Annotated in this window: 14 protein-coding genes; 7 read left to right on the forward strand and 7 right to left on the reverse strand. The window is 43.0% G+C overall.

Going from position 1 to position 16,635, the window contains the following annotated elements; translation table 11 throughout:
- Position 1: 1 nt before the first annotated feature.
- A complete protein-coding gene (gene pdhA / locus AACS98_RS20830) occupies positions 2–1,036 on the reverse strand; it encodes a pyruvate dehydrogenase (acetyl-transferring) E1 component subunit alpha (protein ID WP_066383537.1) in 1,035 nt (344 codons plus the stop codon).
- A 776-nt stretch (positions 1,037–1,812) separates the two neighbouring features.
- Here pdhA and AACS98_RS20835 point away from each other — a divergent pair.
- From AACS98_RS20835 to AACS98_RS20850, 4 genes are all read left to right on the forward strand, one after another.
- Positions 1,813–4,098: an IMS domain-containing protein gene (locus AACS98_RS20835; RefSeq protein ID WP_066383539.1), complete on the forward strand. Its 2,286-nt coding sequence runs from the start codon at positions 1,813–1,815 to the stop codon at positions 4,096–4,098.
- A gap of 159 nt (positions 4,099–4,257) precedes the next feature.
- Complete coding sequence (locus AACS98_RS20840; RefSeq protein ID WP_066383540.1) at positions 4,258–5,247, forward strand: AEC family transporter; 990 nt, start codon at positions 4,258–4,260, stop codon at positions 5,245–5,247.
- A 467-nt stretch (positions 5,248–5,714) separates the two neighbouring features.
- Positions 5,715–6,956 carry a DUF4912 domain-containing protein gene (locus AACS98_RS20845; protein WP_066383542.1) on the forward strand — a complete coding sequence of 414 codons (1,242 nt, stop codon included), beginning with the start codon at positions 5,715–5,717 and terminating at the stop codon, positions 6,954–6,956.
- Positions 6,957–7,030: 74 nt separating this feature from the next.
- Complete coding sequence (locus AACS98_RS20850) at positions 7,031–8,002, forward strand: phosphodiester glycosidase family protein (protein WP_066383544.1); 972 nt, start codon at positions 7,031–7,033, stop codon at positions 8,000–8,002.
- Between the two features lie 19 nt (positions 8,003–8,021).
- On the opposite strand, the gene AACS98_RS20855 is transcribed toward AACS98_RS20850, so the two are convergent.
- Positions 8,022–9,035 carry an alpha/beta hydrolase gene (locus tag AACS98_RS20855; RefSeq protein ID WP_066383554.1) on the reverse strand — a complete coding sequence of 338 codons (1,014 nt, stop codon included), beginning with the start codon at positions 9,033–9,035 and terminating at the stop codon, positions 8,022–8,024.
- 238 nt (positions 9,036–9,273) lie between these two features.
- Entirely contained in the window at positions 9,274–9,429 is a 156-nt protein-coding gene (pirA, locus tag AACS98_RS20860; RefSeq protein WP_197480190.1) for an arginine synthesis PII-interacting regulator PirA, read from the reverse strand.
- Positions 9,430–9,670: 241 nt separating this feature from the next.
- Between pirA and AACS98_RS20865 the strand changes: the two genes are divergently transcribed.
- The 3 genes from AACS98_RS20865 (at position 9,671) to dprA (ending at position 12,416) form a co-directional block, all read left to right on the forward strand.
- A complete protein-coding gene (locus AACS98_RS20865; protein WP_066383560.1) occupies positions 9,671–10,462 on the forward strand; it encodes an SAM hydrolase/SAM-dependent halogenase family protein in 792 nt (263 codons plus the stop codon).
- Positions 10,463–10,531: 69 nt separating this feature from the next.
- Positions 10,532–11,197, forward strand: a complete 666-nt coding sequence (locus tag AACS98_RS20870; RefSeq protein ID WP_066383562.1) for a DUF2301 domain-containing membrane protein — start codon at positions 10,532–10,534, stop codon at positions 11,195–11,197.
- 100 nt (positions 11,198–11,297) lie between these two features.
- On the forward strand, positions 11,298–12,416 hold the full coding sequence (dprA, locus tag AACS98_RS20875; protein WP_066383565.1) for a DNA-processing protein DprA: 1,119 nt from the start codon (positions 11,298–11,300) through the stop codon (positions 12,414–12,416).
- A gap of 95 nt (positions 12,417–12,511) precedes the next feature.
- On the opposite strand, the gene psb28 is transcribed toward dprA, so the two are convergent.
- The 4 genes from psb28 to AACS98_RS20895 form a co-directional block, all read right to left on the reverse strand.
- Complete coding sequence (gene psb28 / locus AACS98_RS20880) at positions 12,512–12,880, reverse strand: photosystem II reaction center protein Psb28 (RefSeq protein ID WP_066383568.1); 369 nt, start codon at positions 12,878–12,880, stop codon at positions 12,512–12,514.
- Between the two features lie 188 nt (positions 12,881–13,068).
- On the reverse strand, positions 13,069–14,604 hold the full coding sequence (locus AACS98_RS20885) for a serine hydrolase (RefSeq protein WP_066383570.1): 1,536 nt from the start codon (positions 14,602–14,604) through the stop codon (positions 13,069–13,071).
- 267 nt (positions 14,605–14,871) lie between these two features.
- Positions 14,872–15,603 carry an RNA methyltransferase gene (locus tag AACS98_RS20890; protein ID WP_066383588.1) on the reverse strand — a complete coding sequence of 244 codons (732 nt, stop codon included), beginning with the start codon at positions 15,601–15,603 and terminating at the stop codon, positions 14,872–14,874.
- Between the two features lie 287 nt (positions 15,604–15,890).
- The gene (locus AACS98_RS20895) at positions 15,891–16,610 is read right to left on the reverse strand and encodes a hypothetical protein (protein WP_066383572.1); all 720 of its coding nucleotides are present in this window, start codon (positions 16,608–16,610) and stop codon (positions 15,891–15,893) included.
- Positions 16,611–16,635: the final 25 nt, after the last annotated feature.

Genomic DNA, 16,635 nt, shown 5'->3' on the forward strand with positions numbered 1-16,635 from the left:
TTTACTCGTCTTCGGCAAATATAAAGCGATACAATTCGCTGGGGTCTGGTTCAGGGCTGCTTTCGGCGAATTTTACGGCTTCGTCGATTTCTGCCTGAATTTTGCGCTCAATGGCTTTGAGTTCTGCCTCATCTGCTAGGTTGTTTTCTATCAGGTAAGCACCTAGTTTTTTGATGGGGTCGCGGGAAAACCAAAATTCTTTTTCGGCTTTGCTCCGCAGTTCGTCTGGGTCTGCTAAGGAGTGACCCCGGAAGCGGTAGGTGAGGGCTTCGATTAAGGTCGGCCCTTCTCCAGCACGGGCGCGGGCGACTGCTTCTTGGGCTACGGCTCGGACTGCTAATACATCCATGCCGTCTACTTCTACGCCCACCATGTTAAATACGCTGGCTTTTTTGTAAATCTCTGGGTCAGAGGTGGCGCGATCGTGAGCCATACCAATCGCCCATTTATTATTTTCTACGACAAAAATAATCGGCAATTTCCAGAGGGCTGCCATATTCAAGGTTTCAAAAAATTGCCCGTTGTTGGCAGCACCATCACCAAAGAAGCAAGCTGTTACTTGGTCGGCGTTGGCATCTCCCAAAACTTCCCGGCGATATTTACTTTGAAACGCTGCACCAGCTGCCACGGGAATTCCTTCGGCGACGAAAGCATAGCCACCCAGCAAGCGATGTTCAGCAGAAAACATGTGCATGGAACCACCCCGGCCTTTACTGCAACCGGTGGCTTTGCCAAATAATTCTGCCATCACTTCTCTAGCTGGTACTCCCGCACTCAGCGCATGAACGTGGTCGCGGTAGGTGCTGCTGACAAAATCTTCACCGGGGCGCATGGCTTTAATTACACCGGTGGAAACTGCTTCTTGTCCGTTATACAGGTGGACAAAACCAAACATTTTGCCTCTGTAATACATTTCGGCACACTTGTCTTCAAAGAAGCGGCCTAAAATCATGTCTTCATATAACACTAACCCTTCTTCTTTTGTAATCTGGGCTGTGGCTGGATCAAATTTCGGCAATGTACGTTCTTGAACCATTATTTTTTAGTATTCCTGTCCTCAAATCGAAATTTACCATTTTAAATAGGTTGTTCTCTGAGCAATTTTGCTGTTTCTCAGTGGAGTTTTGCTAGCTCCAACAACTACTCTTTATGCACCAAACCGAATTTTAGGGAAGTTTAAGAAGAAATGAATGAATTTACCGCTTTTACCGAATTTATATATGATTAGCTCACCCTCATAGCTAAAATCTTTTTCTGATGCTTCTTACTTCCTATTTCAGTGCTGATGCTATCACTTAGGATAGCTTGGTTTCTGCATAGCCATGAACAATTTAGAGAAAATTGTGGCGAAAAGTATTTATTAGAATTATATAATTATATAGTTGCAACAAGATTTTTATTATGATAATATATTGATTTTTATTCGGGCAGCCCTTATCCTAAGAAACAGTGTATCTTTAATACCGTATTCAGAAATTTATCTGAAAGGAAGTTAAGTTTAACTTGTAGTGAGCATAAAACTTGTACTACTAAACTAAAGTAGTTAAGTTGGACAGGCTCGAAAACTGATACCATCTATCGCCAGGAAAAATACTAAGAATTAAAACAAATTATCAAAACTTTCTAGGCGAAACTCAAAAGTTGGGACTAAAATGTGACACACATTTTGGGAAGCAACAAGACTAATTGTTGTAATAGACACTTATAGTGTAAGTCCGGCACGGTATTATTCACTGTAAGATTATGGCACGGTTTTACACGCCTGGATGCTCTAGGTGAATTATGTTGATTACGGTGCAGGGGAAGTAGGCTGTGCGAATTCCGCTTGATTACTACCGAATTTTAGGACTACCGTTAGCGGCAAGTTATGAGCAATTGCGGCAAGCATATAGCGATCGCATTGTACAACTGCCGCGACGGGAATATTCTGATGCAGCAATTGCTTCCCGGAAACAACTTATAGAAGAAGCTTACGTGGTTTTATCAGATCCAAAAGAACGTAGGAGTTACGACCAGCTGTATCTTGCTCACGCCTATGATCCGGACAGTACCGCTACTACTCAAGTAGCAGTGGAAAATCGCCCAGATGGCAACAATGGCAGTCATGGTCATTTTGAGGCGCAAAATCTCAGTATCGATATTGCCTCTGAGAAGTTAGTTGGTGCTTTATTAATCCTGCAAGAGCTAGGAGAATACGAACTGGTACTAAAACTTGGTCGTAACTACCTGGGTAATCAAAATGGAGTAGCAACAACCAAAATAGCTAATCCTTTCGTCTCGGAAGGGTATCTCGACAATACTGAACGTTCAGACATTCTGCTGACTGTTGCTCTGGCTTGTTTAGAATTAGGGCGTGAGCAATGGCAACAAGGTCATTATGAAAATGCTGCTATGTCTTTGGCAGCCGGGCTGGATATGCTCTCTCGTGAAGGTATGTTTACCAGCGTACAGGCGGAAATTCAGGCTGATCTCTATAAGTTACGCCCTTATCGGATTTTAGAATTACTGGCACTACCTCAAGAACAAACTGGCGATCGCCATCAAGGTTTGGAACTACTACAAAGTATCCTTGATGATCGTGGTGGTATTGATGGCAATGGCAATGATCAATCCGGTTTAAACATTGATGATTTTCTCCGATTTATCCAGCAACTACGCAAATACTTAACGGTTGCTGAACAACATAAGCTATTTGAAGGGGAAAGTAAGCGTCCTTCGGCTGTTGCTACCTACTTGGCTGTCTACGCCTCCATTGCACGGGGATTTACCCACCGTCAACCCGCTTTGATTCGTCACGCCAAGCAAATGTTGACGCGTTTGGCCAAGCGGCAAGATGTACATTTAGAACAGTCCCTATGTGCGCTGTTACTGGGTCAAACTGAAGAAGCCACCCGTGTTTTAGAACTCAGCCAGGAATACGAGACTTTAGCTTTGATTCGGGAAAAATCTCAAGATTCACCGGATTTGTTGCCGGGTTTGTGCGTTTATACCGAACAATGGTTACAAACTGAAGTCTTCCCCCATTTTCGCGACTTAGCTGGGCAGAAAGCATCCCTAAAAGATTATTTTGCTAACCCGCAAGTACAAGCTTACCTAGAAGCTTTACCTAATGATGCAGAAACAACCCAGGAATGGAAGGTGATTAATCGCCAGTCCTTTCCGCAACCGTTGCATCAAAATCATCCCAGTGGGAGAAATCGGCAGGTTTATCATAACCGCACGGATGACCAAGAATTACCAACAACTCCCAACTACAACAGCGTAGAATCTCCCCATTTTCCGCCAACCAGAGAAAATACTGCGCCCATACCCCCTTACACTGGAACCTCACAACCAGAAACTCCGGAGGTGAAGCTGTCTGGTATGGAACGTGCAGCTAGAGCCACCCATCATGTCAATCACACCTCTCAAGCCCCTGTAGCACGCCCAACTACTAAGCGTAAAAGACGGAAGCCCGGTGATGGTGTCAAGCAAGTACGGACTCGCTCACATCCCAGACGCACTGTCAACCGGAAAGCCCGATTAGCGGCGACAGTATTTATTTCTTTGGCTGGGATATTAGTTTTCTGGGTGTTAGTCTCCACAACTGTGGGTGTGATCAAAAATTGGTTTTTCCCTGCACCTGTTTTGCAAGGTGAACAATTGTCCATTCAACTGAATGAACCACCAATCGATATTCCCGACCGTAACAGTACATTACAACCACCAGAGGGAGTGCTAACAGAAGTCACAGCCAGAGACGTGATTCAAACTTGGCTATCTACTAAAGCCGCAGCCCTAGGCCCTAATCATGATTTGGGTGGTTTAGATGAAATTTTAGCTGGTTCTGCTTTGTCACAATGGCGGTTAATTGCCCAACAAGTGAGAGCGCAAAACCACTATCGACTGTATGACCACAGTCTCAAGGTGGAATATATCAATAAATCTGAAACAGACCCCAATCGGGCAGTCGTGGGAGCTATGGTCAGGGAAACCACCCGATTTTACGAAAATGGCAGACTGCGAAGGAATACTGACGAAAGCCTACGTGTACGCTATGAATTAATTCGGCGGGAAGGCGTGTGGCTGATTCAAGGTATGTCAGCCGTTGTAAATTAAGTGTAAATTTTTGTATCGTAATCAATTAAACTCAAGTTGTTGTCTCTAGTCACCAGTTCAGAGTCCAAAGTATTGATCTGCTAGATTTCTAGCTTCTGGTCAAGACTCAAACACATTTGTACTTGAGACGGTTCTTGAGTTAAATTCCTATTAAGATTCATGGCGGAATCTCTGGTTCATGCTTATACGCCCCTAATTCTGTGGATGGGTTTGGGGTTATTAATTTTTAGATTTTTACCGAATTGGTTGCCAAAGTTCTTAGGTCGTGGTCTTTACTGGGTGGGTGTGCCGTTGGAATTGGTGGCACTAGCTCGTCAAGACAATCAGCATCCAGTGGGTGGTGTAGAAGGTTTTCCTATTCAAGCCTCGTTAGTAACTTTAGGCGCATTGCTGCTGGGTTTAATAGTGTCATGGCTGGTTTGGTGGGGATGGCAATATTTTAACCCCCGCTTTTTCAAAGCGAATTTGGGGGAGTCTGTTTCTAAACCTGTGCTTGACTCTGCCACTAAAGGCAGTTTTCTGCTGGCTGCTGTGTTAGGAAATACTGGTTTTGTGGGTTTAGCGATCGCACCCTATTTAATCAAAGTTGATGCGCTCAACTGGGCTGTTATTTACAGCATCACTCATAATGTGATTGGCCCCTATGGGGTAGGAGTATTAATTGCCAGTTACTTTAGTCATACACGATCTAAAAATCGCTGGTGGATGCAACTGTGGGATCTGTTGACAGTACCGCCTTTGTGGGGTTTTGTGATGGGTAAGCTTACCCAAAATATCCCACTCCCAGAAGTTCTAGAATCAGGAATCCAAGCTTCTGTAGATGTGGTGATTGCGGCGGCTTTTCTGTTGACTGGGATGCGTTTGGCTCAACTGCAAAGGTGGAAAAACTTGCAACTGGCCTTGCTCCCCAGTGTTCTCAAAGTGGTAATTACACCCCTGCTAGTTGGTTTGCTCACAACTTGGTGTTTGGGATTATCAGGCGATCGCCGCTTGGCAATGGTTCTGATGTCGGGAATGCCCTCAGCCTTTGCCGGTTTGATTTTAGCGGAGGAGTACAATCTCAACCGTGATTTGATTGTCAGTAGCATTATCATCTCCACGATTTTATTACTCCTGGTTCTGCCTGTGTGGATTCAGGTGTTTGGTTGAGGGGAGCGGAGGGAGCAGGGGAGGCAGAGGAGCGGAGGCAGCAGAGGAGAAAAACTAATGACTCATGACTCATGACTGCCAAAATGTCATGAATTGTTGACACAAATGCCTTTGCTCCCAGGGTAAATATTATGATTTCATGACATTTTGATCCCACAAGGGCTGATAAGTGCGTGAAATAGGTAAAAAACCCTGTTGACACCCCTTGATCCCTAGCAAGGGTTCATAGTTAATATTCACTTAACAAACTTAGTAAAGCTCACTCCTCTGCTTCCAAAGTGCTAATTTTGGCATGAGTAAGAAACTGAACAAGAGTGATCCTCATTTAACAAACGATTAACTCAAAAACACACTGGGCAAAACCAGGAGTCAAGAATAACAAATTCATCTGGGACGAATGAAATTTAATCAAGCATTTTTTAACCCAGTGAAATCATTGACTTTTCACACGACTGGAGGCCAAAAACATGGCGAAAGAACGCCCACCGCTAGAAGAGATGACACTACGGCAATTACGGAAAGTTGCCAGTGAGTATAGCATCTCTCGCTACAGCCGGATGCGTAAATCACAATTACTAGCAGCAATTCAAGAAGTCCAAAGAAACAAAGCATCACTTACCCCATCTCGTTCACTGGAGGCTCAGGAAACCGTGGAAGCAGCAAAATTTGAATTAGGTCAAGAAGACCGTACTGGTGGCTCCCTGGCTGATGTTGATGCAGGATTGGCAGATTTACCTGGTGGTTATGGTGAGAGCCGGATTGTGCTGTTACCGCGTGATCCTCAGTGGGCTTATGCTTACTGGGATGTTCCCAACGAGCATAAACAAGAGTTGCGTCGTCAAGGGGGACAGCAACTAGCATTAAGGATTTACGATGTCACCGACGTTAATCTTGATTACCAAAGTCCCCACAGCATCCAAGAGTATCCTGCGGATGAACTAGCGAGGGAATGGTATGTACCAATTCCAGTGAGCGATCGCGATTATGTAGTTGATATCGGTTATCGTACCTTTGACGGTCGTTGGTTGGTACTAGCTCGCTCTGCTACCGTCCATATTCCTCCTGTTTATCCTTCTGACTGGATTGAAGATGTCTTCATCACCGTCAACTTTGAGGAAGATTTACGCGGTAAAACCTTTTACGAACTCGTTCCCCCAGCCAAGAAAACCGCCGCAGTCGCAGTCAACGGGAACCCCATCTACGACGAAATCTTTGGCTTGGCGGAATCTGCGGAAGCGCAACGGGTTGCTGGTTCTCTGTTCGGTTCCATGCAGCACGTACCCGGTTCTGTCCGTCCCGAACAAGCTATCAGTTCCTACGTCTTCCCCTCTGGTGTAGGGATGTGGGCTGTTCCCACCGTTTCCGGCTTAACAATGTCCGGTGTGGGAATGTCTGGTGTAGGCTTCTCCGCTTCCGCCGTACCAATGCGCCCTCGTCAGTTCTGGTTAATTGCTGATGCTGAGTTGATTGTCTACGGTGCTACTGAACCTGATGCTACCGTAACAATTGGCGGTCGTCCCATCAAGCTGAATCCCGATGGTACATTCCGCTTCCAAATGTCCTTCCAAGATGGTTTAATCGACTACCCAATTATGGCTGTTGCGGCTGATGGTGAGCAAACACGCTCAATTCACATGAAGTTTACTCGTGAAACTCCATCTCGTAATACCAATACCAAAGAAGAAGCTGTTGTAGAATGGCTATCTTAAATTCAAGATGATTTTGGCTTGAAATTTGGAATTATTCCCCGCTATAGTCATGCTGTAGCGGGTTTTTATGTTTTATGTATCTTAAAAAAATCTCTGGTTTATTTCTCCTGATCACCACCGTTAGCTTATTATCTGGATGTGAAAAGATAGAAGCACAATCAAGTCCAAAAGCTACCGCAAAAACTATAACAAAAGCTACACCAAAAGCTACAAAGTCCTGTCCTGGGGAAGATGCAAAATTTAGTATTGATTTTTTTAAAACTAATAATAAAGGTGAAAAATTTAGCAAAGGTATCAATCATGTAATTATTTTTAATCCCAGGTCAGCAGCGTTAGACTTTAAAGTGAATGTGGGGTTATCTCATCAGATTTACGCTCAAGATACTAGAGGTAAAATTCGGAGAAATTACGTACCAAAACAGTTTCATGAATTGATTTCTGAGCAAAACTCTCAACTCAATGGACAAAAACCAATAGCAGCAATTAACGCTGACTATATAGACACTGCAAACAAACCACAAGGTTTAAATATTTCCCGTGGCGTAGACTATTCAGGAGCGTTTAAAAATAAGCGTTCTTCCTTTGGGATTTCTGGAGGTAAACCGCAACAGCGACAGGCGACAATCCAAATTGGCAGCAGAAATACTAATATTCTCAACTACAATCTAGTAGGTGGCAATGGTAGGTTTTATAGTCAAGGTAAGTTTAAAGATATTTGTCATGCTTTGGGAGAATTTGCCTGTAAGCAAGCGACTAATCGCTCTATGGCGGCTATTACTAATAAGGGTTATGTAATTCTGTTAGTGAATGATTTTAAGGCTAATTCTATTATTGAGTTTTCTCCAATTAACCAAGAATTATTACCACACCAGTTTGATGATGTGTTAACAGGTATTGCTCGAAATAATTGTTTAGGCACAATTCAAGAAGGCATATTATTTGATGGCGGTATGTCCCCTGGATTGTATTACGACAATAAAATTTATGTGGAAAATCCAGGCCCGATTGGTTCAGTATTTTTGATTTATAAAAAGTCGCAAAATTAAAGCTTGATGCTGTGGCGGATTATTGGCATGGATTGATACATTTGAGATGATGACAACCAAAATCTTGAGTCATCATTGCTGCAAGTAGTTGAAAAGTTGGAGTATCAAGATTTAATTCTTGCTTGATTTGCTCATCTGCCTCTTGTTGAGCTATCCGCTTTGCTATTTGCTGAAACTGTAACCAAGTTAAATCACTGGCAACAAATGCTTTAGCAAGGCTAATTAGCAGTTCTTCATAATTATTGTCTTCTAATTTCGACATCATGCGATGTTTAATTTTTAAACTATGATCAAAGCAGTAATACCAAGATTTTGGTTGCTGCTTAAGTACCATTGTCAAAAAATCCTGCTGTTTCGAGCGGCTAACAGTCTTATCTGCCTCGCTACACACTATTAATATAGGAGCAGAATAACGGCTTGGTGCTTGTTTTAACAGCTTTTCTCCTAATTCTAGAAATATTCGTAATGCTTTCACACAAAAACCGTTATAACCAAAATTGCCGGGTGCATTTTTGTTGAACCATTCAAAATAAATTGGTAGAGTTTTGATTAGCCAATCAGTTATGAAATAGTGACTACCCAGATAAGGCGCGAATAATAAGGCGGACTCAATTTGTTGGGGATACTCTAAAGCTAACCACGCTGCTAATGTTCCACCTGTTGATAATCCTCCAATTACGACTTGTTGACCTAGGGTTTTGGCAATTTCCAACCACTCGATCACAAATTGTTGGTAAGTTTGAATGTCGGTTGGTAGTGGTGGGGGATTTTGGCGATTCCAGTCACCTGAGCGTCCATGTCCTGGTTGTAAGGGAATTAGAACGTTGTATCCTGCTTGAAAAAAAGCTTTGCCAAGTGGCTCAAATTGGTAAGGCCCTGCGGTGAAACCATGCAAGAATAGACAAACTTTTGCGGTGAAATTGGGATGAATCAAGAATTTTGAACGACAGGCTGCGTTTTTCAGTGTTAGCGCAGACTCTGATTGATGAACTTTTTCCAAAATTTCTACTGTCTTGCGAATGCAAACTTCCATCTGCTCTATTGGTTTATTTGTGCATATATTAGTTATTTTCCTAACTCAGTAAGCGAGTGAAATCTAGCAAATGGCAGATTGTGAGTTATATTTAGCCTGTCTGAGATTGAGGCTCATCAACGGCAAGTTTAACTGTTCATGCAATGCAAAATTTATCACACTTGCCTATGTATGGATACAATAAAACCCGCCGTAGCGGGAGTACACACAACAACACTATGAACAATGAAAACTTGATTTAGGCAAAATATCTCATTTCAGCTTCTAGTTGCTGAATCAGCCTCTCGTCACCACGAGATTTCGCTACTTGCAAGCGATGCTCAATGTTTCTTTTAATATTCTCTTTGTGTATATCTGTTGCTGCACTCCTAGCACCGAGTTGATTCTGTCTCATAGTGGTTAACCTCTAATTTTTCTGTTTATGTCTGAGGACTTACGCAACTGCCACATTAGTAGGGTGCGTCAGAAGCCAAAAATAGGTTTATTTGCTCTATTTATGCAGGCTGACGCACCCTACATATAGATATTTAGTGTGACACTGGCGTAAGTTTTATGTCTGTTCTTCTTAACATAGCACAATTTTAGTAGTCTATGTTACAGAAAAATTTAATTTAATATAGTTTTACTTTTAAGGTATGTGGGAAAATCAGGCTCTCGTGACGTTATTAAGCGATTTTGGCGATCGCGATGTGTATGTAGGGGTGATGAAAGGAGTAATCGCCCAAATTAACCCAAAATTGCGCGTGGTAGACTTAACGCATGAGATTCCAGCGCAAAATCTGGCGGCGGCTAGGTTTTGCTTCATGAATGCTTATCCTTACTTTCCAGAGGGAACAGTACATATAGCGGTGGTAGATCCGGGAGTGGGGAGTCAAAGACGGGCGATCGCGGTAGAATTTGCAGGTGGGTTTTTAGTAGGGCCAGATAATGGTATATTTAGCGGCGTATTAGCTCAAACTCCAGCCATTGCCGCCGTCGAGTTGACAAATCCCCAATATTGGCGCACCCCTGAACCTAGTAAGACTTTTCATGGTAGAGATATTTTTGCACCCGTCGGTGCTTATCTAGCCAGTGGTGTTTCTCTGCAAGAGTTAGGACAAGCAATTGACACAGCAACTTTAACACAGCTAAGTCTCAAGTTGTGCCATTCTACAACAACTGGTGTTGCAGGTTGTATTCAATATATAGATCACTTTGGCAACTTGGTGAGTAATATTCCAGGGAGTTATGTACAAGGTAAAAAATGGTGTGTGCAAGCTGGCGAGTTAATTATTCCTGGCTGTGAAACTTACAGCGATGTTGCCTGTGGGGAAGCAGCCGCTTTAGTTGGTAGTCATGGCTGGGTAGAAATTGCTATCAATAGTGGTAATGCACAGTCGCAGTTACAGATAAATTTGCAAGATTCTCTAGAAGTGATTCATGATTAAACTATTAATAGGGAAGAAGATTTATTGTGTAGAACTCTGAATTTTGAATGAGAGAATTTTGAATTGCTTATGACTACGCCAACAATATCTGCACCGGAAGTTTATCAAGGTCAGTTTGGGGAGTTTACAATTAATCAGAGCGATCGCATAGGTGTAATTATCTATCGTTCGGCGTTAATGGTAGCGGCTCTGTGCTTTGCTATTGGTACGGGTTTAGTATTATTCCAGAGTAATTCTACCACCATCCAAGCACTCACACCTTTATACACTTGTTTCAGTTTAGCTCTGGGTGTGAGTTTATTGACAATACATATTTACATGACAGCATTACACAGAATATTGCAAGCTTTTTGGATAATTGGTAGTATTTCCGCCTTTGTTATCGGACATTTTGACAGTCTACCTTTTGCTGTCACTGTCTACAATCAACCCCTAACTTTATTTGGTGTTGGTTTTACTTTCGCAGCTTTAACAGGCATTTATTTTAAGGAAGCGTTTTGTTTTAATCGTGCAGAAACTAAAGTTTTAACTGTCATAGTCCCACTATTATTATTAGGGCATTTGGTAGGGATTTTACCAACGCAATGGGAACAAGTTTTATTAGGAACTTGGGCAATTTTATTTTTAGTATTTGCCTTACGAAAAGCAGTGCAAGCCATTCCGCCTGATATTGGTGATAAATCGGTGTTTGCTTATTTGAAGCAAAAACACTCAGTCGAAGAGGTGAGAGGGTAGGAAGAAGCGGAGGCAGAAAAACTTTTACCCAGTCACCAATCCCCAGTACCCAGTCCCCAAATTTGGGAATAATAAACCCAATGGGTGCGAGGATGTAAAAGTGAGCGAAGAAAGAGCATATTGGCTAGCGTGGTCAAAAATTTCTGGGATTGGCCCGGTTTTACTGCAAAGATTACAGCAGCATTTCGGCACGCTTGCCGTAGCTTGGAACGCTACCAAGGCTGAATTGCGAGAGGTTGAGGGTTTTGGTTTCCAAACTTTGGAGAAAATAGTACAACAGCGATCGCGTCTCAATCCAGAACAGTTAATTATTCAGCACCAACAGGAAAACCCCCACTTCTGGACACCAGCCGATGCGGATTATCCCCGGTTACTACTGGAAACTCCCAGCCCACCACCGATTTTATACTATCGGGGTGAGGTTGAACTACAAGAAAATTGGGGAAAAAAACCGTTAGTGGGGATTGTGGGAACGCGCCAACCTTCTGATTATGGTATTCGGTGGACTTGCCTAATTAGTGCAGCTTTGGCGAGAAATGGCTTTACAGTGGTGTCAGGGATGGCTGAGGGAATTGACACCGCCAGTCATAGTGCAGCTATCAAAGCTGGTGGAAGAACAATTGCCGTTTTGGGTACTGGTGTAGATGTTGTCTATCCCCACAAAAATCGGGATTTGTACCAACAGATTTTGCTAGCTGGTTTAGTCGTAAGTGAGTATCCGGCGAGAACTCCACCAAATAAGACACACTTTCCTAAACGTAATCGGATTATCGCCGGTTTAAGTCGTGCCATATTGGTGATTGAAGCACCTGTTAAATCTGGTGCGTTAATTACGGCTACCTATGCTAATGATTTTGGTAGAGATGTTTATGCACTCCCTGGAAGATTAGATGATTATCCATCCCAAGGCTGTTTAAAATTAATCAACCAAGGTGCAGGTTTAATTCTCAGAGAAATAGACGAACTGTTAAAAATGTTGGGAGCAATACCAAAAATTGATACAGTTCCACCATCACCAACGGCAGCACAATTGAGTTTGCCGATTTTATCGCCAGAATTGCAACGGGTAATGGATGTGTTCGCCTGTGATACTGTACATTTTGATTTACTTGTCCAACAAACAGGGATGAATGCTAGTTCTGTTTCCAGTGCTTTATTACAGTTGGAATTGATGGGTTTAGTTTCACAACTACCGGGAATGCGTTATCAAAAATGTTAATTAGTTATTAGTTATTAGTCATTAGTCATTAGTTATTAGTCATTAGTCATTAGTTATTAGTCATTAGTTTGCTTCCCCTGCTTCCCCTGCATTCCTCATTTTTCCCCGTATTCCATACCATTGGCATCTGCGTAACGGTGCATAAAGCGCATGAATCTGTCCCAATGCTCATCGCGCTCAATTTCAAATTTGCATTCTACGCCTTGTAGTTCATCACCTTCGTCACCGCCAAATATAAAGCGTGTGGAAGAAGGTGTTACACTAATTTCACCTTCTTCATCAGTTAATAGCAAGGCGTTTAGGGATTGTTTGGTGAAGCTGTTAAATCCTTCTATTGCTTTCAATTTGTCGAATGTCATCGCCACGATACGTTTACCTGTCCGCACTTCCCGGCGCAAGCTGACGTTACTAAGTTCTTCAAAAATACCTGTAAAAAACTGAATGGATGGGTTGGTAGATGTCATAAAAAATTCAAAGTTCAAAATTCAAAATTCAAAGTTCAAAGTTCGCGTATAGCCTACGGCTAGGCTTACGCCTACAAAATTTAAAATTCTTTACGGTTTGGGGTAGCTTTCAGATTAAAGCAGTTTAAACCAAGTATAACTACTCAGCCAGAATTAATGACAGAAATTTTTTTCCAGTCCCCAATCCCTTATCTTGGGGGATAGTATTGTGGGTTGATGATGGGAGTCTGAAAACCAGCAGGGGTGCTACCCATGTTGTGAGACACTGGAGGGGCGATCGCTGGGGATTGATAACCGCCTACAGGTATACCGGGTGCTGGTGCTGTGATGATGGGCGGCTGATAGCTAGTCGGGGATATGGTGCTAGTTGTGTTGTTTGGTGTCGGAGGATTTTGAGTCAACTGTTGGTAAGCGGCGCGGGAAATTGAGCTAATGAGTTTTTCGGCGCGGGGGTCGTTGTTGGGACGTTGTACCATGACAGCAGCTATGTAACGCTTGCCTGTGGGAGTGTCTATTAAACCTGCATCTGCCAGGAGAGTACCAATATCACCAGTTTTATGATATACTCTTGCGCCTGTTCCTAAACCAGAGGGTAAAAGATGATCTCGCTCTGTTTGGCGCATAATATCAAGTATTTGGTCACGCGATCGCATACTGACTAATTTGCCTTGACTTACCAAAGTCAGTAAATTCACCAATTCTTTAGGACTGGTGGTGTTTGTGCCTGACAAGTCTGGTAGAAGATTACGAATGGCTGTGTTTGTTAACCCCCAACTGCGAAAACGCTGATTGATTGCGTCTATACCACCGAGTCGAGCAATCAGCATATTAGTTGCTGTGTTGTCGCTAATGGTAATCATCTTCTTAGCCACTTCCAAAGCAGCATACTGGGTTCCGGCTGGTTTGAATTGCATATTTCCCGAACCACCGGCAATCATATCCTGCTGCATTGTCAGTATTTCATCCAGGCGAATTTTCCCCGCATCAACATCTTGGAAAAAGGCAATCAAAATTGGTACTTTAATGGTGCTAGCCGCAGGTAAACTGTTATCACCATTGATATCTACATAACCGCCCGTGTCTAAATCTACCAAGAAAACCCCTGGCCTGAGATTGGCATTAGCTGCTGCCAATTCTTGTACGGCATTTTTCAAGGGTGTAATTTCTTGGGTGAGGTATAAGCCGGCTGCTAGGTTTGCCGTTGATGGGGACTGAGTTCTGGGGTTATTTGCGGCTGTGGAAGTGGTGGGAGGGATGCGAGTTGCAGGATCTAACACGGACAAGAATGTACCAACGATCGCACCAATGCCCACTCCCACAATCAACAACCTGATCATGTATAGTATGGCTCTCGCCATTGGTTTTAAGCGGGTTTTCCGTGATACTCGTTTTACCATTTTTGGCAACGGCTGTTTCTGCACTCGTACTGTTTTGCCCTTGACATTTCCACGAGAGGGTGGCACTGGCTTAGTCACGGTGGGTATGGGTTTAACCGCCGTCGGCATGACTAATCCTGGTTTTGGCTTCCTAGCACCAGCCGCCATTGGGGGAGGCATAACCTGATGTTTGAGGCGCGTCACTGCTACCGAACCTTTGGCGGTACGCTGCTGGTTAGGAACTTTTGGTTTTTTTGATGTTACTTTTTCAACTTTATGCAAACGTTGGCGACGGTTGACAGGTTGTCGCCGCGAGAAATTTTTTAGTTTGTCACTTGACTCTGACACTGCTACTCCTTGTAACCCACTCTAATTGTTGTTTAAGGCAGGAGGCAGGAGGCAGAAGGAACTTTTATTAGCCTATGCGTCCCTAGTCCCCAGACTCTTTTCCATATATCCTAGTGTACCCAGTGTAATACTATTACTTAGTAGCATTTTTGTGTTTACTTTATGCCATATTAAATACTGTGGCAATAATTCTGTCAATCTTCTACTGGCAATTACTACGAGACTGACGCTACAGAACTTTTCGCTTTGGCTTATCGGCTGCTGACTTTAATGCTCAGTTTGCTGGTTAATTGCCCATTCTACCTGACGTAATATTCCCCGCAACATGGCTACTTCCTGAGTTTGCAGGTGGGCGCGGTTATATAGTTGGCGGAATTTTTCCATCCGGCTGCTTGCTGTATGTGGATACAGATAACCAATTTTTAAGAGTAATGATTCTAATTGCTGATAGTATGCTTCTACTAATTCTATGGGAGCTAGTTCAGTGGTGGTGATAGTTGCAGTTGCGTCTATCTGGGCTGGTTGTGCGAGTTCGTAGCAGCAGATACCAACAGCAGACGCTAAATTTAACGAGGGATAGTTGGGGCTGGAGGGGATGCGGACAAATCTTTGGGCGTAGTTTAATTCTTCATTACTCAGTCCCCTGTCTTCTCTGCCAAATATCAGGGCGGCGGGTTGGTTGGCGGCTTGTAGTAGTGAAGGTAAGGCGGTTCTAGGTTGTTCTAGGGGTAGTTGATTATAGCGATCGCGTCCTGTTGTGGCGATCGCACTCACGCATCCTGTTAAGGCTTGGGGTAATGTATCGACTACTACCGCCGATTCTAAAATTTCTTTGGCATGGACTGCCATTCTCATCGCTTCTGTTGACAGGCGATCGCATTGGGGATTAACTAAAACTAGATGCTCTAGTCCAAAATTCTTCATCACACGGGCTGTTGCACCTACGTTAAGCGGGCCTGCTGGTTCTACTAATATAATTCTTACCCCAGCTAACCCCATTTGTTGATTACCCAATTCTTTCATCACTTGACAAATTCATGTCCTTGAAAATCTTACCCCCAAACCTTCACTAAGTCAGGGTTTGATTATTTTACTACCAAAATAGTCCCGAATCTCAAAGTGCTTGTTCTCAGCATCATGTCTGGTTATTTGATAGTTGGTATTAACAATGCACTGTTATTCAAGTAGATAAATGCTTTTGAGAGTTGAATGGCAGCAGTTCACAGCTGAGACTTTTGTCAGCTAGATTCTGCCACGGCAACACTCAAAAAAGCTGGACTCATCAATTATTTTGTTTTCGGTTTCCGCTTGTGAGCAAATTTGATTTTGAAAGCAGAACCCAAACCTACAACCATCAAACTACTAAATATTGTTGTCGGTTCAGGAACAGGAGTTATTTGGAGATTATCCAGAACTAAAGCTGAATTAACTGTATCATCCCCCATATCAACTACACCAAACCCTAAAGTATAAGTTCCGGCTGTAGTGAATTTGTGAGTGTAAGATTTATATCCAGTTTGTTGCGCTAAACGAGAAAAAGATAAGCTATTGACAGAATTAGTGTTAGCCAGTTGATTGATATTGCCAAGACTTACAAAAGCAAAATCATTATAATCTGGATCTGCTGGCACTTGATCTGTGAGAAAATTCCAATCAAAAGTCAGGCGATCGCCAGCATTCACAGTAATGGCTCGTTTGATAGCAGAACCTTCAACTACTCCTAAATCAGTTAAGCTACCTGAAGATAACTCTAAGAAAGTTTCTAAATTACTCGCACTAATTCCTGTGACATCTTGGAGGGTTTCTAAAACGGCTTGGTAAGTTCCATTAGCAGGTGCTATACCAAAGCTGGCAGATTCAACTGTTGTCTGACCTATAGTTGTCCAGTTGTTAAAGTTGCCACTTTCAAAACTACCATTGGGAAGAGCTACCGCGTAAACTTTCCCTTGGTTAGCCGTCAGAAAACTCATGGCTACTGCCACTGCTAAACCTGTCAATTTCCACATATATTTATTGTGCTTTTTTTTGCTA

It is taken from the genome of Anabaena sp. CA = ATCC 33047 (genome assembly GCF_963870205.1).
GTDB lineage: Bacteria > Cyanobacteriota > Cyanobacteriia > Cyanobacteriales > Nostocaceae > Trichormus.